Source organism: Paenibacillus favisporus (assembly GCF_040545415.1).
Lineage (GTDB): Bacteria > Bacillota > Bacilli > Paenibacillales > Paenibacillaceae > Paenibacillus_AQ > Paenibacillus_AQ favisporus.
Genome location: NZ_JBEPLV010000003.1, coordinates 163,341 through 183,697, shown reverse-complemented (window position 1 = coordinate 183,697; position 20,357 = coordinate 163,341). Strand labels below are relative to the sequence as shown.

Annotated in this window: 20 protein-coding genes and 1 other annotated feature; of the genes, 1 reads left to right on the top strand and 19 read right to left on the bottom strand. The window is 54.8% G+C overall.

Features of this window, described 5'->3' with window-relative positions; translation table 11 throughout:
- Positions 1–15 precede the first annotated feature (15 nt).
- From ABID47_RS14005 to ABID47_RS13950, 12 genes are all read right to left on the bottom strand, one after another.
- Positions 16–1,692 carry an extracellular solute-binding protein gene (locus tag ABID47_RS14005; RefSeq protein ID WP_354497513.1) on the bottom strand — a complete coding sequence of 559 codons (1,677 nt, stop codon included), beginning with the start codon at positions 1,690–1,692 and terminating at the stop codon, positions 16–18.
- Positions 1,693–1,754: 62 nt separating this feature from the next.
- The gene (locus ABID47_RS14000) at positions 1,755–2,621 is read right to left on the bottom strand and encodes a carbohydrate ABC transporter permease (protein WP_089550132.1); all 867 of its coding nucleotides are present in this window, start codon (positions 2,619–2,621) and stop codon (positions 1,755–1,757) included.
- A 70-nt stretch (positions 2,622–2,691) separates the two neighbouring features.
- Positions 2,692–3,582, bottom strand: a complete 891-nt coding sequence (locus tag ABID47_RS13995) for an ABC transporter permease (protein ID WP_354498739.1) — start codon at positions 3,580–3,582, stop codon at positions 2,692–2,694.
- A gap of 260 nt (positions 3,583–3,842) precedes the next feature.
- Positions 3,843–4,799 carry a protease complex subunit PrcB family protein gene (locus tag ABID47_RS13990; RefSeq protein ID WP_354497511.1) on the bottom strand — a complete coding sequence of 319 codons (957 nt, stop codon included), beginning with the start codon at positions 4,797–4,799 and terminating at the stop codon, positions 3,843–3,845.
- Between the two features lie 88 nt (positions 4,800–4,887).
- Entirely contained in the window at positions 4,888–5,370 is a 483-nt protein-coding gene (locus ABID47_RS13985; RefSeq protein ID WP_105443582.1) for a hypothetical protein, read from the bottom strand.
- Between the two features lie 161 nt (positions 5,371–5,531).
- Positions 5,532–6,242 carry a hypothetical protein gene (locus tag ABID47_RS13980; protein ID WP_354497509.1) on the bottom strand — a complete coding sequence of 237 codons (711 nt, stop codon included), beginning with the start codon at positions 6,240–6,242 and terminating at the stop codon, positions 5,532–5,534.
- Positions 6,239–7,192 (bottom strand): ABC transporter ATP-binding protein, encoded by a 954-nt coding sequence (locus ABID47_RS13975; protein WP_354497507.1) that lies wholly within the window; start codon positions 7,190–7,192, stop codon positions 6,239–6,241. The genes ABID47_RS13980 and ABID47_RS13975 overlap by 4 nt, the downstream gene beginning before the upstream one ends.
- 29 nt (positions 7,193–7,221) lie before the next feature.
- Positions 7,222–8,922: an arginine--tRNA ligase gene (gene argS, locus ABID47_RS13970; protein WP_354497505.1), complete on the bottom strand. Its 1,701-nt coding sequence runs from the start codon at positions 8,920–8,922 to the stop codon at positions 7,222–7,224.
- Between the two features lie 60 nt (positions 8,923–8,982).
- Positions 8,983–9,233: a binding site (T-box leader), on the bottom strand.
- An 83-nt stretch (positions 9,234–9,316) separates the two neighbouring features.
- Positions 9,317–9,715: a PqqD family protein gene (locus ABID47_RS13965; protein ID WP_354497503.1), complete on the bottom strand. Its 399-nt coding sequence runs from the start codon at positions 9,713–9,715 to the stop codon at positions 9,317–9,319.
- A gap of 4 nt (positions 9,716–9,719) precedes the next feature.
- Positions 9,720–11,633, bottom strand: a complete 1,914-nt coding sequence (locus tag ABID47_RS13960) for an OPT family oligopeptide transporter (RefSeq protein ID WP_354497501.1) — start codon at positions 11,631–11,633, stop codon at positions 9,720–9,722.
- A gap of 167 nt (positions 11,634–11,800) precedes the next feature.
- Complete coding sequence (locus tag ABID47_RS13955; RefSeq protein WP_076169531.1) at positions 11,801–12,139, bottom strand: four-helix bundle copper-binding protein; 339 nt, start codon at positions 12,137–12,139, stop codon at positions 11,801–11,803.
- Positions 12,140–12,216: 77 nt separating this feature from the next.
- Entirely contained in the window at positions 12,217–13,326 is a 1,110-nt protein-coding gene (locus ABID47_RS13950; RefSeq protein WP_354497499.1) for a CobW family GTP-binding protein, read from the bottom strand.
- A 211-nt stretch (positions 13,327–13,537) separates the two neighbouring features.
- Between ABID47_RS13950 and ABID47_RS13945 the strand changes: the two genes are divergently transcribed.
- Positions 13,538–14,059, top strand: coding sequence for a MogA/MoaB family molybdenum cofactor biosynthesis protein (locus tag ABID47_RS13945; protein WP_105443585.1), 522 nt, complete (start codon positions 13,538–13,540; stop codon positions 14,057–14,059).
- A gap of 78 nt (positions 14,060–14,137) precedes the next feature.
- Here the strand turns inward: ABID47_RS13945 and ABID47_RS13940 are convergent, their stop codons facing one another.
- The 7 genes from ABID47_RS13940 to ABID47_RS13910 all read right to left on the bottom strand — a co-directional run bounded on the left by ABID47_RS13940 (position 14,138) and on the right by ABID47_RS13910 (position 20,332).
- Positions 14,138–14,647: a hypothetical protein gene (locus ABID47_RS13940; protein WP_105443586.1), complete on the bottom strand. Its 510-nt coding sequence runs from the start codon at positions 14,645–14,647 to the stop codon at positions 14,138–14,140.
- Positions 14,648–14,755: 108 nt separating this feature from the next.
- Positions 14,756–15,757 (bottom strand): acrylyl-CoA reductase family protein, encoded by a 1,002-nt coding sequence (locus ABID47_RS13935; protein WP_354497497.1) that lies wholly within the window; start codon positions 15,755–15,757, stop codon positions 14,756–14,758.
- A gap of 388 nt (positions 15,758–16,145) precedes the next feature.
- Positions 16,146–17,597 carry a nicotinate phosphoribosyltransferase gene (locus ABID47_RS13930; protein ID WP_354497495.1) on the bottom strand — a complete coding sequence of 484 codons (1,452 nt, stop codon included), beginning with the start codon at positions 17,595–17,597 and terminating at the stop codon, positions 16,146–16,148.
- 65 nt (positions 17,598–17,662) lie between these two features.
- A complete protein-coding gene (locus tag ABID47_RS13925) occupies positions 17,663–18,211 on the bottom strand; it encodes a cysteine hydrolase family protein (RefSeq protein ID WP_354497493.1) in 549 nt (182 codons plus the stop codon).
- A gap of 14 nt (positions 18,212–18,225) precedes the next feature.
- Positions 18,226–18,978, bottom strand: coding sequence for an NUDIX hydrolase (locus ABID47_RS13920; protein WP_076169533.1), 753 nt, complete (start codon positions 18,976–18,978; stop codon positions 18,226–18,228).
- Positions 18,979–19,171: 193 nt separating this feature from the next.
- On the bottom strand, positions 19,172–19,573 hold the full coding sequence (locus ABID47_RS13915; protein ID WP_076167968.1) for a PaaI family thioesterase: 402 nt from the start codon (positions 19,571–19,573) through the stop codon (positions 19,172–19,174).
- Between the two features lie 315 nt (positions 19,574–19,888).
- Positions 19,889–20,332: a YlbF/YmcA family competence regulator gene (locus ABID47_RS13910; RefSeq protein ID WP_076167971.1), complete on the bottom strand. Its 444-nt coding sequence runs from the start codon at positions 20,330–20,332 to the stop codon at positions 19,889–19,891.
- Positions 20,333–20,357: the final 25 nt, after the last annotated feature.

Genomic DNA, 20,357 nt, shown 5'->3' with positions numbered 1-20,357 from the left:
CATGCTAGATTTAGATTATTGACCGCCGATTTTTTTCAGGTTCTCCTGCCATTTCTGCGTCTTGTATTCGAGCAGTTTGTCGTATCCGACCGCCAATGCGTCCTTCTGCGCCTGGTCCAGAATCGTCAGCACCTCGTCGTCGCTCTTCGCATACAGCGCTTTGGCGCGGGATTCGGAGAAGATTTCGTCCACGCTCTGCTGAATGATACCTTCTTCGGTATCCGGCATCGGGCTCAGGTTGACGAAGGCGGTGGCGTTATACTGCGTTTTCCACGTAATTTCGGATTGGTAGCGGCTCTCCCAATTCTGTTTTTCCGGCGGGAGTGTCTTCTCGAATTTCATCTTGGACTTGTCGATATAGACGGTATTGCCGTTCCACTGGAGATTCACCGTCGCATCCATAATATCGCTGCGCTTTTGGATGTCGTTAATGTATGTGTCGGTAAAGACCGGATATCCTTCTTCATCCGTTCCCTGCCACAGCGTTCCTTCAGGTCCCCACATGATGACCCGGCTTCCTTCCTCTCCGGTCAGCCAGTCAAGGAACGCAAAGATCTTCTCCGGGTCCTTGGCGGACTTCGTAATGACGGCCACGTTCCAGCCCAGCTGATTGTAGGTTCCCGTCCAAATCTTGTTTTTGTCCAGCCCTTCCTTATGCACAGGCCAGATCATTTCGTAGCCGGAGGTCGGGTCCTTTTTCTTGAGCTCGACGTCGCCCTTGCTGCCGTATTCCGTCGGGCTCGCTCCGGCTGCGATGGCAATGCGGCCGTTATAAGCTTTTTCAAGAATCTGGTCTTTCGTTTGGGTTAATGCGTCCTGGGCCATCAGCTTTTCGCGGAACAGCTTGGAGGCAAACTGCATGGACTCGCGGTAGACTGGATCCTGGAAAATGGACGTCAGCTTATTGTCGACCGGCACGGCTCTCTCTTTCAAATACACCGGCGGATGGTCTTCCCCGAACGCCCCGTACAGAATATCAAGCCCCTGCCCGTCCTTGGCCAAATCCGACTCGAACGGCACCATGTTCGGATACTTGGCCTTCACGCTCTTCAGGTAGTTATACAGATCGTCAGTTGTCTCCAGCTTTGGCGAGCCAAGCTCTTTGTACACCTTGCTGTTCATCAGGTATCCGGCATTGCCCGCAGGCTGCGAGGTATACCAGTTCGGGAATTGGTACAGCTTGCCGTCACTTGAGCGGAGCATGTTGAGCGTCGAGTCACCGGCCCATTTTTTCAAATTCGGATATTTGTCCAGATAGTCGTCATAAGGCACCAGCATGCCTGCCGCACGCAGCCGCTCCACATCGGCGCCCCGCTCCATCCAGATCACGTCAGGCAGCTCTTTGGACGCGATCATCGTGTTGAGCTTTTGGGCCGCATTGCCGCCGGAGTTGATGGCCGTGACGTTGACCTTTTTGTTATCCTGAATCCATTTGCTTGCAACGTCCCCGCCCCAGTTCGGCATCGTATACCAGTCATAGTGTCCGTAGAACGTAAAGTCGACTGGCGCGCTGCCGAGCTGGAAGGGCTCCGAGGCGCTGCCGCTTCCTTCTTTCGTTTCGGTTTTACTCTCCGCCTTCGGTGCAGCACTGTCGGCCGTTTTCTCTCCGCCGCCTGAACAGCCCGCCAGTGCCGTGGCTGTCGTGCACAGGAACACCAAGGCCACGAGCAGCGATCTTCTCCAACTTTTCATGCGTGATAACCCCTTTTCCCTATTGTCAAATTTATGTTCAAAGCAGCAAATCGCTCCAAACCCTACTCCTTCAACGATCCCACCATGACGCCCTTCACGAAATATTTCTGCACAAACGGGTACACGGCGATAATCGGCAGCGTCGCCACCATCATCGTCGCCATTGAAAGCGACTTGGTCGTCACACTTTTCATCGTTTCGAGCCTGCTCTGGGCAGCCGAGTCCAGCTTGGACATCTGCTCGGTCATAATATTCGTGCTTAGTATCTGCTGAAGCATGGATTGGATCGGCAGCAGCTTCTCGTTGGTGATGTAAATGCTGGGCAGAAACCACTCATTCCAATGAGCGACCGCGGTAAACAGCCCGAGCGTGGCGATGACCGGTCCCGACAGCGGCAGGATAATCCGAAAAAAAGTGGCCCAGTTGCCGCAGCCGTCGATTTTGGCCGATTCCTCCAGGCCTCCGGGAAGCCCCATGAAAAACGTCCGGAAGATGATCATGTTCCATACGCTGATCAGTCCCGGGATGATAAACACCCAGAACGAATTCATCAAGCCCAGACCGCGGACGACGAGAAACGTCGGAATGAGCCCGCCGCCGAAATACATCGTCACGACGCACATCAGCATGTAAAACTTGCGGCCGATCAGTTCCTTCTTCGTCATGCCGTAGGCGAAGATAGCGGTACACAGCACCGACAGAATCGTACCGACGACCGTCCGGAGCACGCTGATCAAAAACGCGTTGGCAATCCGGTCATCCTGAAAGACGACCCGGTAATTTTCCAGCGACCATACCCGCGGCCAGAACGTGATCCCGCCGAGTGCCGTGTCCATGCCGTTGTTCAGCGAAATGACCAGTCCGTTCCAGAACGGGTAGAATGTGCTGAATCCCAGTAAAATAAGCAGCAAATAAATGAAGACCATCATGATCCGGTCACCGGTACTTGTATATTTCACAATACTGCAGCCTCCCTGTTTCCTGCGGTGTCTCCCGCGCTTACCACAAGCTGTTTCCCGACCTGCGGGCAAAGTAGTTGGCAAAGGTCAGCAGGCCGACGCTGATCACAGCCTTGAACAAGCCCACCGCCGTGGCGTACGAGTAGCGCTGGTTGGTGATGCCCACCCGGTACACATAGGTATCGATGACGCTGGCCACATCCCGCAGCACCGGATTTGCCCCGAGCAGGAGAATGTCTTCAAAGCCGGCGCTCAGCAGATTGCCAATCGCCAGGATCATAAAGATAACGACCACCGGTATGATGGAAGGGATCGTGATCATGAATACCTGCTTGACCCTTCCCGCTCCGTCGATCGACGCCGCCTCATACAGGCTGGGGTTGATCCCTGCGATCGCCGCCAGATACACGATCGAATTGAATCCGATCTCCTTCCAAACGCTGGTCGAGACGATAATGCCCCAGAAATACTCCGCCCGTCCCAAAAAGCCGATCGGCTCCTTAATCAAATGCAGCTTCTGCAGCAGGATGTTCAGGCTGCCGTTATCCGTGGACAGAATCGACATGGCAAACCCGGCTACGATCACCCAGGACAGAAAGTGCGGCAGGTAGCTGATTGTCTGAACCACCCTTTTGAAGAACATTTGCCTGACTTCATTCAGCATCAGGGCCAGAATGATCGGCGCGGGAAACCCGATACCAAACTTCAGCAGGCTGATGATGATCGTATTGCGCAGAATCGTCCAAAACTCCGGTGCATGAAAAAACATGCTGAAATGCTTGAATCCCACCCACGGACTGTTCCAAAACCCGTTAAAAATGTTATAGTCCTGAAAAGCCATCAGTACGCCGTACATCGGTATGTATGAAAAAATAAAAATCAAAATGAGCGCCGGTATGACCATCAGCTGAATATCCCACTGCCTGAGCATCCGGTAAGCCAATCCCCGCTTTTTCCTCCTCTCGGTGATGGGCACGCTGTTCGCAAGCTGCGACATCCTCTTCCCCCCTTGCCAACATTGTAAACGGGATGGGTGCCGCGATACTATTTGCCTCGTCAACGAAAAATGATACTTTTAACCGGAATATTCCTATTCTTGATCCATCCGCAAAAAAATCCCCCTGTCTCCGGTATTCCGGAAAGCAGGGGGATCCAGTATCACCGCGATGTGCGGATGATACGATTCATTGTTTATTGGGTAACGGAAGGCATCTCTTCGAGCGATCCCTTCAGGGAAATGCCCGTACCGAGGCCGCCGCCGGTTTGCTTGACGCTGACCTGAATTTTGCTGTCCATGTAAAAGGAAGCCTTGGCCGTGGAGATCACCTGCGGATACATCATGCCGGGGGCGGGTTTCGTGATGGTATAATAGGCGACCGCCTTCCCTTCCGAGACGAATTCGATCCGGTCGATCTTGAGGCCGTATCCCGGGTTCGGCATGTCCTCTTTGGTAAGGACGATCCGGTTCACCTGGTCGTTCACCTTCTCTACACTGACAGCGACCTGGTCATCGTTCTCCGGCTGATTTACCTGCTGATGCGAAGCAACGAAATTCATGGCGTGATAGACCATCTCCGCCGCCTCCATCCGGGTGATGTTGTCCCTTGGATGGAATTTCTGCTGCGCATCTAGTTCGGCTATGTGGGTAAGGAGCAGAAACTGGACGGCTTCCCGCGATCCGGAAGCCATGTCGTTCTCATCCTGGACCGTGACGTACATTTTGATCAGCGGGTAGTCGCCGATAGCGGTGACGGCTTTGTAGAGCATCTGCGCGAACTCTTCCTTCGTGACCTTGTCGTTCCAGCTGCCTATGGTCGTTGCCACAAGCCCGTGATCCAGCGCCGTTTCGGCTGCTTGAGCATACCAGGCTGTGGATGGAACCGCCAGCGTCCCGGCGTTCGCTGCACCTGCATCCGGCTGAAGCTTCATCGCTTTCACCAGCATCTGCACGCTTTGGGCTGCCGTCAACGGCTCGGCCGGACCGAACCGGTCCGCTGAAATCCCGTGAATGACCCCTTGCGTTTGCAGCGCTTCGGCGATACCCTCCTGCTGCTTATTCGGCAGATCCGAGAACGCATACGCGGAAGACGCCGACACCAGACAGCCTGCCGCTACCATGAACGCAGCCCATTTCTTTGTGATTTTCATCCAAATCACCTCCTCAGCCTCTCAGACGGGGAACCTCCCGCAAATGTTTCAATATGCCCGTAGGCCGGAATGCCTATTTTATGACGAGTCAGTGCGGATTGGAAACTCCCGGCTGATCATTCTCCAGCCCCAGCTTGACGTATAATTCATTCGTATACCCCTGCAGCTTCTGCTCGAGCTCCTGGGCTTGATCCCGAAAAGCAGTCAGCTCGCGGATCATCCGTGCGCGACCGTCCGGCGTGAACGTCTCCTTGATCCGTTCCTTGAAATAGTCGTGAACGATATAATTCCGCTGCTTCCATACCTCTTTTAATAGAAGCGTCTCTTCTTCCGTAAAAGGAAAGTGATGCCGGATTTCGTTGACGAGCTGGCCCAGGGAACTGCTGAGCTTGCGGCGGTACAGCTCGGTCAGTTCCTCTTCGGAGGGAACCTCCCCCTTCGACAGCTTCATCAGCATCAGCAGATTGGTCAGCTGCTGCTCCAATGCCTGCGAATAGTATACGGCCAAGCCGAAATACGCGAACAGTTCCTTCGATTGCTGCTCGATACCTTGTAGACCGACTGATTTCATGCTTTTCCTCCTGACTCCTGCTGCCGAGGTTCAACCTCTTATGTAAAATTCCTGATCGGACAGACCTATTTCCATGTTACCGTGCTTACGGTCCAATCACAACCCGGAGATAGAAGGAAATCAACGGTTCCAATGTTCTGAGAAAAGCCCAATGTATCAGCCTATGTTCTGGCATCACGGTATGCAGAGAATATCCAATAGGCTGCGGCCAGAGCAAAAGCATACAGGTACGTATACCCGATTACTCCCCATACGCCTGTAAGAAGAGCGGTATCACTCCGCATCAGGGTGTCGATCATTTCAGCCACCGGAGGGAAGGCCCAGCGGATCCAGGATAACCCTTCAGGCAGCTTGGCCGCAATCTGCCTTACCCCAATCGACAAAATGACGATGATCAGCAGAATCGCCGTCGCGCGGCTGATATTGCGGATGTAAGCGGCTTGAAGGAAATAGCTGATGCCTGCGCCCAGCATGCCCAATGCCAGATGCCCGGAAGAAGCGATAAGCCACTGCCGTGCGCTGACCGTTTCAGCGAACATGTTCATCACCACAGGATACAGCAGGAAAAAGGCGCTTAAAAAGACGATGACGGCGAGCAGAGCCAGCATTTGGCTTGCAGCATATTTCCGCATGCTCCCTGCGTGAATTACGCTGAGCTGTTCCAATACGGCGCCCGCATGATTCAGGAAGCTGAACGACAACCATGCCCCGCCGACAAACAGAAATGCGGAAGTGACCGCATAGCTGTCCATCACCGGGTTCGGCTTGTAGGAGTACAAAAGCATCATCGCAATCAGCATGCTCCCCACAGGAGCAAAGTATCGGTAAGACCGGATGTAGCTGGCAAGTAAAAAAGAATCGAGACGAATCATAACGTTCCTCCTTCTAAGGCAGCCGCCGCAGTCTTGAGCAGCTCGCCTAGATCCACTTCGGACGGTTCGTGCTGCGAAACGGATACGATATGACCCCCGCCGTTAAGGATCCGCTGCAGCACATGATCGCTTAAGTCCGTTCTTACATGAATCTCGGATTCCGCCCCCTCTTTTACCCAAGCTACTTCTCTATCGCCGATCCCCTCTAAAGACTGGCGGACGCTCAGCGGATCTCCATGAAAAACAATAGTCGCATACCGGACCGTTTCTATGCGGAACCCGCGTTCCTCCTTAACGATCTTTCCGTTCTCAAGCAGTACGATACGATCGGCCATTTGGTTGATCAGCTCCGGCTCATGGACGGACATGACCATCGCGGTCCCCATCCCCTTGATGTCCATCAGCAGGCGGACCACCTCTTTCTGCGAGGGGGTGTCGATCCCGGACAAAGGCTCATCCAGCAGCAGAAGCCTTGGTTTGCCCATCACCGCCTGAACCAGATTGATCTTCTGCAGCATGCCTTTCGAAAAGTGGCTCATTCGAACATCCCTGTACGAATCCATACCCAGTCTCTTGAGCCATTCGGATATTTCCGACTGGACGGTCCGCTTGTCCATCCCTCGCGTAATGCCCATGCTCATCAAATACTCGCCCGGCGTAAACGGCAGCGCCGGAAACTTCTCGGCGACAAGTCCAATCGTGGGGCTTCGGACGTCCTCCCCCCGCCGTCTTCCCTCGGTAGGACGGGATAATCCGGCCAGCAAGCGCAGCAGCGTGCTTTTGCCCGAGCCGTTTTTCCCGACCAGCGCCGTACACTCCCCTTTGGCGATCTCGAGCGTCATATGCTCAATCACTACCCGGCGGTCGTAGCGTTTGCTGACATCCTCCAGCCGGAGGATGATCTCCGCCGGCGTGTTCCGCCGGCCGCTTCCTTGCTCCTGTACAGGCAACCAACTCTCCCCCCGTTCAACAAATGGCGTCACATCCGCTGCGGGCTTTTTAATCCGAGCAGATGCATCGTTCTCGCTAATGAAGCGCCCGTCAGCTCCGTCAGCTTCAGTCTCGCTTCCCTCAGGCTGCTGTCCTCGGTGACAATCCGTTCCTTGTTGTAAAAATGGTTGAACGCTTGAGCCACATCCAGCGCATACCGCGCCATCACCGACGGCTCGTTGTTCTGGATTCCGCGCTTCAGCTGATCCGGGAAGCGGGTCAGCAGCTTCAGCAGCTCCCATCCGGAATCTCCGAGCTGGCCGTCAACCGCTTGGGCAGGCCCGGCCGTTCCACTCTCCGGTTCCCCGGCCGTGCGTCCTTTGGACAGCACGCTTTGGGTACGCGCATACGTGTACTGAAGATACGGCCCTGTCTCCCCGTCGAAATTCAGCGCTTCCTCCAGGGAAAAATCCACTTCGTTCTGGCGGTTGTTTTTCAAGTCCCCGAAAATAATCGCCCCGATGCCGACCGCCTCCGCGACCTCCTCCTTATGTTCGAGGCTGCTGTTTTTCTCTTCGATGATTTGCAATGCCCGGGCAACCGCCTCATCCAGCACTTCCTCAAGATAGACGATCTTGCCGCGGCGGGTGGACATTTTCTTTCCTTCAAAGCGCATCAGGCCGAACGGCACATGCTCGCATTGATCCACCCAGTCTGCCCCCATACGGCGCAGCACGGCAAATACCTGCTGAAAGTGCAGCCTCTGCTCGCCGCCCACGACATACAGCAGCTTGTCACCTTCCAAGACATCGTGCCGGTAAAGGGCGGTTGCCAGGTCACGCGTCGGGTAGATGGTCGTTCCGTCCGTTTTGATGATCAGGCAAGGCGGCATCCCCTCCTCATCCAGGCGTACGACCAGCGCGCCCTCGCTCTCTTCAAGCAGATGCTGGTCGCGCAGCTGATCCACGACGGCACCCATCTTGTCGTTGTAAAAGCTTTCTCCGAGCGTATAGTCGAAGCTGACGCCAAGGCGATCGTACATCCGCTGAAACTCCTCCAAGCTGACGTCCACGAAATATTTCCAGAGCCGGTAAGCTTCCTCATCCCCGGATTCCAGCTTCCGGAACCAGTCCCTGGCCTCCGGCTCCAGCGTCTCATCATGGGGTGCTTCCTCATGAAACTGAACGTAGAGCTTCAGCGATTCCTTGATCGGATTGGCCGCAATGGCTTCATCGTTCCCCCAGCGTTTGTATGCGGCGATTTGCTTGCCGAACTGCGTGCCCCAGTCTCCCAGATGGTTGATGCTGGCCACGTCGTACCCCGCCAATTTGTACATGTTGTACAGGGCGGCGCCGATCATGGTGGAGCGCAGATGCCCGATGCCCATCGGCTTCGCGATGTTCGGCGAGGACATATCGATGAGCACTTTTCCTCCTTTTCCCAGGTTCGGTCTATGATCCGACGCCGTTAACTCGTCCATGATTTGCTGTTCATAACGCTTCCGGTCCAGCCTGAAGTTGACATAAGGGCCGGCGGCCTCCGCCTGTATTCCGTTTCGCCCGTCAAAGTGGGCAGCCAGCTCTTTGGCGATGTCCGCAGGCGATTTTTTAAACGTTTTGGCCAGCGTAAAGCATGGGAAAGCGACATCCCCCATCTGCGGCTGCGGCGGGATTTCCAGCAGATCCTCGATTTGCTGCTTCGTCCACGGCACGTGCGGCTCGAGCGCCGACGCGATCCATTCCTGTAACATAACAATCATCCTTTCCGTATCGTAACGACTATCAAAAGTCAAAAAAGCCCCCGTCTCTAATATAGAGACGAGAGCTGAATTCCCGCGGTACCACTCTAAGTAAACGGTCCATGCGCAAGCACGGTATCCGTTTCCCTTGAAGCCTGTAACGGCGGCTAACCGGACCTCTCTACTCCGCACCCATCTAGCGGTTTTAGTTTCAAAAGGCCGTCTCCCGGGTGCGCTTCATGAATCGCGGCATACCGGCTTCCACCATCCCCGGCTCGCTTGATGCCCTGACGCTTCACTACTCTCCCGTTCCATGACGTTCAATTTTCCAATAGTATACACGGGGGACAGCAAAGAATGCAACACCCCAATTTCCTGCCGCAGGATTGCCTGTTCATGTTACCTCTTATGCATCCTGTGCCCGTTGGCAGGAATCACCGGGACGGCATACGGCCAAATCGTTCATTTCCAGCAGCTCGATAAACTTGACCAGCCTTGGCAGCAGCGGCTCCGCCTGCTCGCCGAACCGGGCATGGAGCTTGCCTGCGATATCCGCCACCGAGTGGGAACCGTCGCAGCAGGCGGCCACTTCACTGCCCAGCGCATCCAGCCGGATTTGGACGACCGCCGGCTGTTTCAGCCATTTGACCGACTGGCAGGCCAGCCATCCCTCCCGCGGCACGGACAACGTCACGATCCCTTCGGTCTTCTTCCACTTCACCTTCGAATGCAGCACCGGAACCAAGTCCAGCAAGTTGATCGGTATTCCCGCGGTGTCCTTCCGCTTTTTCCGGTAGCCCAGCATGTTGCTACACCTCCCGCTTCGACACGACGGACTCTTTCTTTTGCCGGAGAGAGATCCAGGCCAGCATCACGACGACAAGAAGGAAAACGACCAGTGGAAGCACATTGCTAGAGACCAGGACGTCTCCCGGGATCGGAACGCCTAGCCAGATCAGGATCGCAATGATCACCCCGATCAGCGATTCGCCGGCGATCAGGCCCGAAGCCAGCAGCGTCCCCGTTTCCACCCGGGCTTTGAGCAATCCGGCATCTTTCCGCGATCGCCATTCCACAAACCAGCGAACGATACCGCCGACCATGATTGGGGTGCTGACATGAATCGGCAGATAGATGCCGACCGCTACGGTCAGCGAGTTGAGACCCAGGAACTCGAATACAACCGCCGAAGCCGCACCGATAAAAATCAGCTCCCACGGTAAATTGTTCGACATGATCCCCTCCACGATCAGCCGCATCAATACGGCCTTCGGCGCTGGGAGCTGCTCGGATCCGAGTCCGTAGCTTTCGTTCAGTACGGACAGAATGAAGCCGATCACCAGACCGGATACGAGTACCCCGATCATCATGGCCACCTGCTGCTTCCAAGGCGTCCCGCCCACCAGGTAACCTGTTTTCAAATCCTGGGAAATGTCCCCGGCCACAGCCAACGCGACGCAGACGATCGCTCCAACCGTCAGTGCGGCGATCATTCCGCCCATACCTGATAACCCGGTCATTTTAAAAATAAACGTTACGATGAGCAGCGTCGCAATCGTCATGCCGGACACGGGTGAGGAGGAGCTGCCTACCAGGCCAACAATCCGGGAAGCGACCGTTACGAACAAAAAGCCGAAAATGGCAATGGCGATCGCACCAATGATCCCCACGTCGGTCAGCGGGGCAAACGCGATGATAATGACGAGAAGCGCAATCATGATCGTCACCCAAAAGCCGGGAATATCGAACTGGGTGCGGTCAAGCGCAACCTTCTGCTCGTTTCGTTTGCTCAAGCCGGACAAAGTTGCGGCCAGCGAACTGAACAGCATGGGCAGGGTTTTGACCAGCGTAATCAATCCACCTGCCGCCACTGCGCCCGCGCCAATGTAGCGGATGTAGCCCTCCCAGATGCCCCAGGCGTCCAGCTGAGAAATCGGCGCTTCGGCCGGTGACAGCACAGCCTGTGCGCCTCCACCGAAAAAGCCGATCATCGGAATCATCACGAGCCAGGCCATGATCCCGCCGGCAAGCATCTGCCCCGAAATCGCCGGACCGATAATGTAGCCTACGCCAAGCAGCGCAGGGTATGTATCCATGCCGATGACCGCGTTTTTAAACCGGTAAATGCCGGTTTCGATCTCGGTCTTGAACCACTTGAAGCCATCACCCAGCGCTTTCACCAGGCCGCCGGCGATAAATCCGTACAGCACCATTTTTGCGCTCTTGCCGCCGGTTTCTCCCGATATGAGCACTTCGGCGCAGGCGGTGCCTTCCGGGTAAGGAAGCGTCTGATGCTCGTTGACAATCAGCAGCCGGCGCAGCGGGATCATCATCGCGACGCCCAAAAATCCCCCGACGAGCACGATGAAGCTGACGGTTCCGATGCCCGGGACTTGATTCCACATATACAGGGCGGGCAGGGTAAAGATCGCCCCGGCTGCCACCGCCTCGCCTGCTGTCGTCATCGTTTGCACGATATTGTTTTCCAGAATCGATTTTCTCTTAAACAATCCTCGAAGGACACCAAGCGATATGACAGCCGCTGGAATGGATGCGCTGACCGTCAGCCCGATTTTAAGTCCCAGGTAGGCGTTGGCAGCTGCGAATACAACCGCCAGGATGATGCCCAGAATGACTGCCAGCAACGTAAGTTCCGGCAGTGTTCTGGATGCAGGTATGTAGGGGATGAAACTTGAAGATTCCTTGGTCTTTTGCTTGTCCATGTTGTTCTCCCTTCTGCCGATTCAGGTTGTAGTAACCATCCATATGTTACCCGGATCATTGGAAAAACAATCGCATAGACGGATGTGTAACCCTGAAACGAAAAAAGCCTGACCGCCGGGTCATCCCTCGGCAATCAGGCAGTCGTTCAATGCTGTATAATGATCGGTCAGGCCGCGACGAGCATTTGCCGGCAGGCCTCAGCGCAGCGGCGGCAGGCCTCGGCGCAGGCTTGGCAGTGATCGTGCTCGTGCTTGCTGCATTCTTCGGCGCACGCTTCGCAGGCCGTGATGCACAGCTCGCAGATCTGCGTTACAAACGGGCTGTGGCGAAGCATCGACTGCGCCGCCAAATCGCAAATATCCGCGCATTCCCGGTCCAGACGGATGCATTCACGCAGCATGGCGAGCTCATACTCCTTCAGACTGGACACATAACACACATTACAGGCATTCATGCACTGCAAACAGGCTTCGATACAATCCTTGTACTGTTGTTCCTGATTCATCATGATCGATCTACCTCCCGTGTTTTATTGCTCTGCACATCTATTAACCGTTTAGGAGGCGTTATAACCAGGAAAATTCAGTCTGTCTCCCGCAGCCCGCCTTGTTCGAGGCTGAGCAGAGCCTGTTCGAGCTCACTCCGCGAAAAGTGCTCGCCGATGAAAACCGCAACATCTGGAACATTCCCCTGCGGGGTGATTTTCATAAAATCGGACTCCCGGAAGGCATATTGGAATAGGAAGCGGCTGGCCGTATCGCTGAAGGTCAGCACACCTTTGGCCCGGTACACGTCCCGCGGAAGATCGGCGATCAACCGTTCAAAGGCCAGGCTCTCAACGGGACCTTTAAAATAATGGGTGTAAACCATAACATGATCATGCGATTCATGGGCATGTGATTCATGGTTGTGCGATTTATGGGCATGATGCGGGTGGTGCAAAGGTTGCGATTCCCCGCCATGATCCGAAGCCGATTCAGCGTGCGGTTCGGCGTTCTGCTCCCGGCCATTTTGCGGTACAAGCTCTCCCGGAGCCTGCTTGCTCTCATTGTCCGCCGCGCGAGTCCAGTCTGCCTTGACTCCTCCCAGAGCATCAAGCAGCGCTGGGATGTCCACCCGGCACCGGACCGCCTTCCACACCCCAGCGTATCCGTTCCACCGTTCAACAATGCTTTGCAGCAGGTCTTCCTCCTCTTCTTTGACCCTGTCCATTTTGTTCAGGATCAATGCCGATGCACAGCGGATCTGTTCCTGCATGAGCCGGTAGGTTTTGCCCTTCTGGACGTTGTAAAGCTCCAGCAAGTGAGCGGAGTCAACGACCGTCATGATGCCCCTCAGGTCGATCGGCAAATAGAGAGCTGCCTCGGACACCCCCTCCAAAATTTCCATCGGATTGGCGATGCCCGTCGCTTCGACCACGATGACATCCGGTGCCTCGCGCTGGATCAGACCGGCGATTTCCCCGCTCAAGTCCCCGCGGATCGAGCAGCAGATGCAGCCGCTCAGCATTTCCGTCATCGGGACCTGCTCCTGCACCTGCAGCCCGTCGAGGTTCACGTCACCGACCTCGTTCATGATGACGGCCGGCAGCAATCCCTCGCCTTGCCAATGGTCTATCAGCTGCTGCAGTAATGTCGTTTTTCCGCTACCGAGAAATCCGGACAGTATGTAAATTGGCGTCGTTTGGCTCATATGATATCTCCTCCGTTATCCTTCCTTGCATGACTAGCACAGTGTACTACAGCACCCAGCACTGCCGCAAGGCGCCCTTTTCCCCTCACCTGCCGCCCCCTGTAGCTTTCCACTGCTCAGTCACTGCCGTTATCGCCTTCAACTTGCAAGGCATTCTGGAAAAGACTATCCTAGTGAAATAGGCAGAAAAGATCGTAGGAGTTGATAACGTATGAACATGAAGTCAGTGGACGAGCATCGAAGCCAGGCACCAGCGACCGTGTCCTGCATGGTCGTGACCGTCTCGGATACCCGTACCAAAGAAACCGATACCGGCGGACAACTGATGATCTCCTTGCTGGAGGAAGCGGGCTACCGGATTGCCGATTATACCATCGTGGCGGACGATTACGAGGGAATCCGCGAGCTGGTGCACGCAGCGTCAGCGCGGCCGGATGTCGAGGCTCTGCTGCTCACCGGGGGAACCGGCATTTCGCCGAGAGACACGACGTATGAGGCGGTCTCCTCCCTGCTGGACAAGGAAATGCCCGGCTTTGGAGAAATATTCCGGTACCTGAGCTATACGGAGGATATCGGAGCGGCAGCGATTCTGAGCCGGGCCATCGCCGGTACGGTCGGCAAGACCGCCGTCTTTTCCATGCCGGGGTCCAGAGGGGCCGTCAAGCTGGCATTGGAAAAGATCATCGTGCCGGAGCTCCGGCATGTCATGCGGGAAATTTACAAGAAGGAATAGACTGCGGGTAAACGAAACGCAAACACAAAAATGCCGGACTCATCGCAGATGAGCCGGCATTTCGTTTTTTTCCCTGAATTATTTCATCCGCTCGATCAGGGAATTAAACACCTTTTTTACTTCCGGGTCGTATTTGCCCTTCTCTTTGCCGGAGGACGTGTAAATCAGCGAGGCGGTTGAATAGTTATAGATGACCGTCCGGGACCGCGGCGTATCGATCAATTTTTGGTCACCGTACCAGTTATGAATCCGCTCGACCCGCTCCGCTTCGTTTGAAAAGACATGCAGCGTAATATACTGCAGCGGATTGCCGGCGATCATGTACATATAACTGATATTGCCTCTTCCGTCCTCCGCGTACATCTCATGGGTCAGAGGGACCCCTTCATGCCCGAACTGAATCTGCATCTCCTTCAGAAACTTGCCGTTCAGCCCTTTGCCTTGGGATTGCGCCCGAAGGTTTCCCTCCGAATAAGACTGCATATTATATAGTTTGGTTTCTTTTTTGACGACTTCATGCGAATCGCATCCGGCCATGGCGGCTGTAACCAGCACACCGGCCAGAACTCCCGCTACCCGTTTCTTCATGATGGTTCATCCCTTCCAGATTCCTGTTGCCGATTGTAGCGGCACTAAGATGATATAGGGTTAGAATGCCATCAAAGCATACGGTTTATGCAGCGCGGTTCACTCGGACTAAGATTCCAAGAGGAGTAGCGTCCGCCCCACAGCTTTTCCGAGCAGAATAGCCTCCATGACGTCCGGAAGGTCGCGCAATCCGCATTCGGTTAATCCCTGGGATAATGCTGTCTCTGGCTTCCACGCCGATCCGAGCAGCTTCCAGACCCGGCTCCGGGTTTCCATCGGACAGAACACGGAATCTATCCCGAACAGGTTGATGCCGCGCAGGATAAAAGGATGAACCGAACTGTCGAACGCCGTTCCTCCGGTCAATCCGGAAAGGGCGATGCCGCCGCCGTATTTAACGCTTTTCAGCAACGTCCCCAGCTGTGGACCGCCGACAGGGTCGACCACGCCGGCCCAGCGGCTCTTGGACAGCACGCCTTGAACCGGGGCGGAAATCTCTTCCCTCCCGACCACGGCGCTCGCCCCGAGCCCTGTGAGCCAATCCTTCTGGGCTTCCAGCTTGCCTGTGCTGGCAGTCACTTGATATCCGAGCCGGGACAATATGCTGACGGCAAAGCTGCCGACACCTCCCGTCGCTCCGGTCACCAGCACCTCCCCGCTGTCCGGCGTGAGGCCGCTCCGGATCAAAGCGTCCACCGATAAGGCGGCGGTAAACCCGGCCGTCCCGATTCCCATGACCTCTCGCATGCTGAGTCCCTCTGGAAGGTGTACCAGCCAATCACCTTTAAGGCGGGCGTATTCGCTGAATCCTCCAAAGTGGTCGGTCCCTACACCGTACCCTGTGGACAGCACCTGGTCACCGGGCTTAAACGCCGGGTGCTCCGAATGCGTGACTACGCCAGCCAGGTCAATGCCCGGCACCATCGGATACCTGGAGACGACCTTCCCATCAGGCAAGCTTGCCAATCCGTCCTTGTAATTCACTCCCGAATAATGAACGCGGATCGTCACATCACCCGGCGGCAGCTGACCCTCGGTCAGCGTTTCGATCCCGCTCCGGAATCCGCCATTCTCGTCTTTTCGGACCATAAAAGCCTGAAACTTTTCCATATGCGTCGTCCCTCCTTAAGATTGTCCATATTATACCTCTCAGCAGAGTCCCTTTCAAAATACAAGGACACAACCCGATGCACTGCCCTCCCAGTACCAAATAGTTTATGGCATGAATTGTTGAGAGTAAGGCATATTCAAGCCAGTCATCAACCTACCGTGCGATCGACAACTGTCGAACCATCGGGAAGTGCATCGGAGTATGCCTGATTCTGCGCTTTCCCGAGAAATAATGCCCTGCTTCCCACCCTAAATATCCGCACGAGAAGAACCCGTCTCGATATTATTATTGGTTAAGCGGTAAGACTGACGGTCTCCAAAGACTAATACAGTCTAATATATAAAAAAAGGGGCGACCCTTGGTCTCCCCTCATCGGTTCGTTCGCAGCTATTCATCCTGCTGCATATATTCGGCCATCATCTTTTGCTTCAAGTCCCATACTTTCTCGCTGATATTGATGCGGTAAATTTCCGGGTTCAGCTTGCGTAAGTATTCCGGCCAAAATAAATCCATCTGCTCCCGGTGGTATTCCCGGATTTCATCCAGTGACGGCAGTTTGTACACCAGCAGGCCGTTCTCGAACACCGGTGTGAGCATTTCAATGGCATCGTAGTTTTTAACGTATTTCTGCAAATACGGGTGCTGCGGATTAAACAGCTTCAAACGGAGGCCGTCATGCGGCTTCTCCTCGCCAGGAAAGGCGATGTAATCCGCTGTCGCTTTCCCGCTGACCCGGTCCACGATCCGGTAGACGTTCTTTTTGCCCGGCGTCGATACTTTTTCGGGATTGCCCGATATTTTGATCGTCGGAACCATCTCGCCCTTAATTTCGCGTTCCACCAGCTTATAAACACCGCCCAGCGCCGGCTGGTCGGCCGCCGTAATCAGTTGGGTGCCTACGCCCCACGTATCGATCCGTGCCCCCTGCGCCTTCAGGTTAAAAATGGTGTTCTCGTCGAGGTCATTCGAGGCCACGATCTTCACATAGTTCAATCCAGCCTGATCGAGCATCTCGCGCGCTTTGATCGACAGATACGCAAGGTCACCGCTGTCCAGACGAATGGCGTTCATCTTCTTGCCCATCGCCTCCAGCTTCTTGGCCGTTTCGATCGCATGCGGCACACCGCTCTTGAGCGTGTCGTACGTGTCCACGAGGAGCGTCACTTGATCCGGCATAACCTTGGCATAAACGTCGAACGCCGCTTGTTCGCTTTCGAAGGTCTGTACCCAAGAATGGGCATGCGTTCCTTTTGTCGGGATGCCGAATTTCTCTCCAGCGAGCATATTGGAGGTTGCGTGAAAACCGGCCACATAAGCGGCCCGTGCCCCCCATACCGCCGCATCGGCTTCCTGCGCCCGGCGCGTTCCGAATTCAAGCAAAATATCGTCGCCCGCAACCTGCTTGATTCGCGACGCCTTGGTGGCAATCAGCGTCTGGAAATTCATGAAATTGAGCAGCGCCGTTTCCACCAGCTGGGCTTCCATAATGGTGCCTTCCACACGGACCAACGGTTCGTTTGGAAAGACGAGCGCGCCTTCCTTCATCGAGTGCAGCGTGCCGCAAAACCGGAACTGCTTTAATTCCTCCAAAAACGCCGAATCGTAATTCTCTTCCTGCTCGGATAAATACTTTATATCCTCATCGGTAAATCGGAGATTGGCTATGTAATGCACGATACGCTCCAAGCCGGCGAAAACCGCATACCCATTACCGAAGGGAAGCTTGCGGAAGTAAGCCTCGAACACCGCTTTCTGCCGGTGCGAGCCGTTCACCCAATGCGCGTACATCATGTTGATTTGGTATTTATCCGTGTGTAAGGCCAGACCCATCGTCTGCATCCCGAGTTCCTCCTTGCTGGTACGCCTGTCATATCAGGCAGGCCCGGTGTCCCGGGCCATCGTCTTTACTGCTCTGCTCCTTTGACAACCTGCGCACCCAAACTGTTTTTAAAATGCTGCAGCGCCCACGTATGCCCATCCGGGTTGAAGCTGGCTACAGCGTCTTCGTACACCGTAATGCCGAAGCCCTTATTGTACGCCTCTACAGCGGTGTGCAGCACGCAAATATCGGTGCATACCCCGATCAGATGCACTTCGGTGATGCCGCGCTCCCTCAATTTGAGTTCGAGATCCGTTCCGCAAAAAGCGCTGTACCGCGTTTTGTCCATCCAGTAAATTGCATCGCGATGGTCGTTGTATACCTTCTCCAGCTGGCCGTACAGTTCCCTTCCCCGCGTGCCGCGAAGGTTGTGGGGAGGAAACAGCTTCGCCTCCGGATGATGAGGATCGTCCTTCTCATGCAGATCCACAGCCATGACGACCCAGTCGCCGCGATCGATGAAGTCCTTAGTGATGGCGGCTACTGCCGGCGCGATATCCACCGCAGGCTGGCCTACAGGCAGGCTTCCGTCGACAAAATCATTCGTAAAATCGATAACGATCAGTGCTTTCATCTACCTTCACTCCCTTAGGTATAAATGGACAGCAGCGGCACGTAATCGGTGAACCGGTACAGCTGTGCCGGTCGCTGGGAATACTGGTTGGAGCTCAGCGGCTTTCCGTTCTCGTCGCGTACTTCTTCGAGGATCCCCTGCCGGCTGCGCGTAGACGTAATTTTACGGATAAAATTCGGCTCGCTGAATTCCGGAACGACGGTCTGGATGACCTGGTACAGCTCGCTTAACGTAAACTGCTCGGGCAAAAATTGGCGCGCAATCGTGGAATGCAGCATCTGCTGCTGAATCCGGTGGTACGCATCCTGGATAATTTCCCGGTGGTCAAAGGCCAGCTCCAGCTCGTTCAGCACCTCATCGATGCCGAACAGGCCAACCTCGCCGGCATCGTCCGCCGCCTGTCTGCTCTCCAGCATCCATTCTTCCACCAGGGCGAAGAAGGCGTTGCTGATAATCCAGCCGCGCGGGTCTCTTCCCGGCTTGCTGTATACGCCTAAATACTCGAGATGTCCGCCGTCTACGCCGGTTTCCTCCTTGAGCTCACGCTTCGCCGCATCGTAAATCGATTCGCTTTCCTGGCAGAATCCTCCGGGCAGCGCCCACATCCCTGCGAACGGCCACGACTTCCGGCGGATTAACATGACCTTGAGCTCCCGGATCGGCAGCGTTTTGGTCACGGTCTTGCGCTCGCGCTTGGTCAGCGTAAACATCACAATGTCCGCGGGTACACCGTCTGGCGTGCGGTACTTCTTCGGGGAGTACCCCATCTCCTCGGCGGTCTTCTCTTTCGGTCTGCCGCTTGCTTTCTCATTTTCAGTCATCTTATCACCACATAACATCTTTTTGATACTTTCATTATGAACTATAGATAAAAAAAGTCAAGTCATTCTGTCTATGTTGTGTAAGCCGCGTTCTGATTGTTTGGTCCTGCATAAGAAAGCAAGGATCCCCCGTTAATGGCTACTTGCGGTTTACTACCCGAAACGTAGCCGTCGCCATACAAGCCAAAGTGCCTTCACTGTCATTAATTTTTGCTTCGGTGACGAGAGACCGGCCCGCTTCGTGCAGCACCTTGGCCGTCACCGTTAATCTCCCCGGAACCATCGCATTCATAAAGTGCACGTTAATGTCGGTAGTAACGCAGCTGTCGATATTTTTAGCCGCCGTCGCTACCATTCCCATCGCCTGGTCCATCAAGGATGTCAGCACGCCCCCATGGATGATGCCCATGGAATTGGTGTGGTGCTGCTTGGCATCCAGCGCAATGACCACTTCTTCCTTACTTGCGGATACCAGCTCGCAGCCGAGATACGCCCAGAACGAATCCTGTCCCCGGGCCACCATTTGTTCCAATGCGTTCATTGTCGTCTCCCCCATGCTGTCATTTTTCGCGTATTCCCCCAGCATCCCTTGCTGGAGGAGCCGCCTTCGTTGCTCTATGTTGTCAGCGATAACTGTTTACGTTCATGTTTAACCAAATTCGTCTGCTCTATCCCATGACTCGGCTGAATAACCTGCCGGGCTTGAGTTCCCGCGTTTCATGATGACGAAAAAGAACCCCACAGCGGCGTGGGGCCTTCGCTCCGATGTTATTCTGGTACTCAGCGAAACCACGAAAGCCATGCGATCTGCATTTGAAAAAAAGGCGCGGACGTCTCGTCCGCAGCCTTGTAAAGGTTAGCCGCAGCTGGAAGGAGGCGCTTCCGTTCCCGCTTCCACGTTGACCTTTTCCGATACCGTATCATGGATGACGGAAATGACCAGCTGCAGCAAATAGTTAATATCGCTTTGGCTTTGCTGAAATTCGTTCACGAGAGGAATCGCATCGATCTCATCCTGCAGCGCTTCGATTTCTTTCTCGATTTTGGCAACCATTTCCTGATTTTGGAAGGATTCAAAGGCCACGATCTCTTTCTGCTTCTTCTTGATGGTGGCAATGAGGCTTTGTACGCGCTCATGATTGCGGATTTTCTCCTCCGCCTTCTGGAATTGCTGCACTTCTTCACTTCCGGAAATCAGTTCGGCCAGTTCCTTGGCCTTGGACATAATATCGTCGCGGATCACAAGATCCTTCGTATCATAGGACATCATGCCGTATTTATTGATATGACCCTTCTCCATCTTGGTTCAATACCCCTATTCTGTT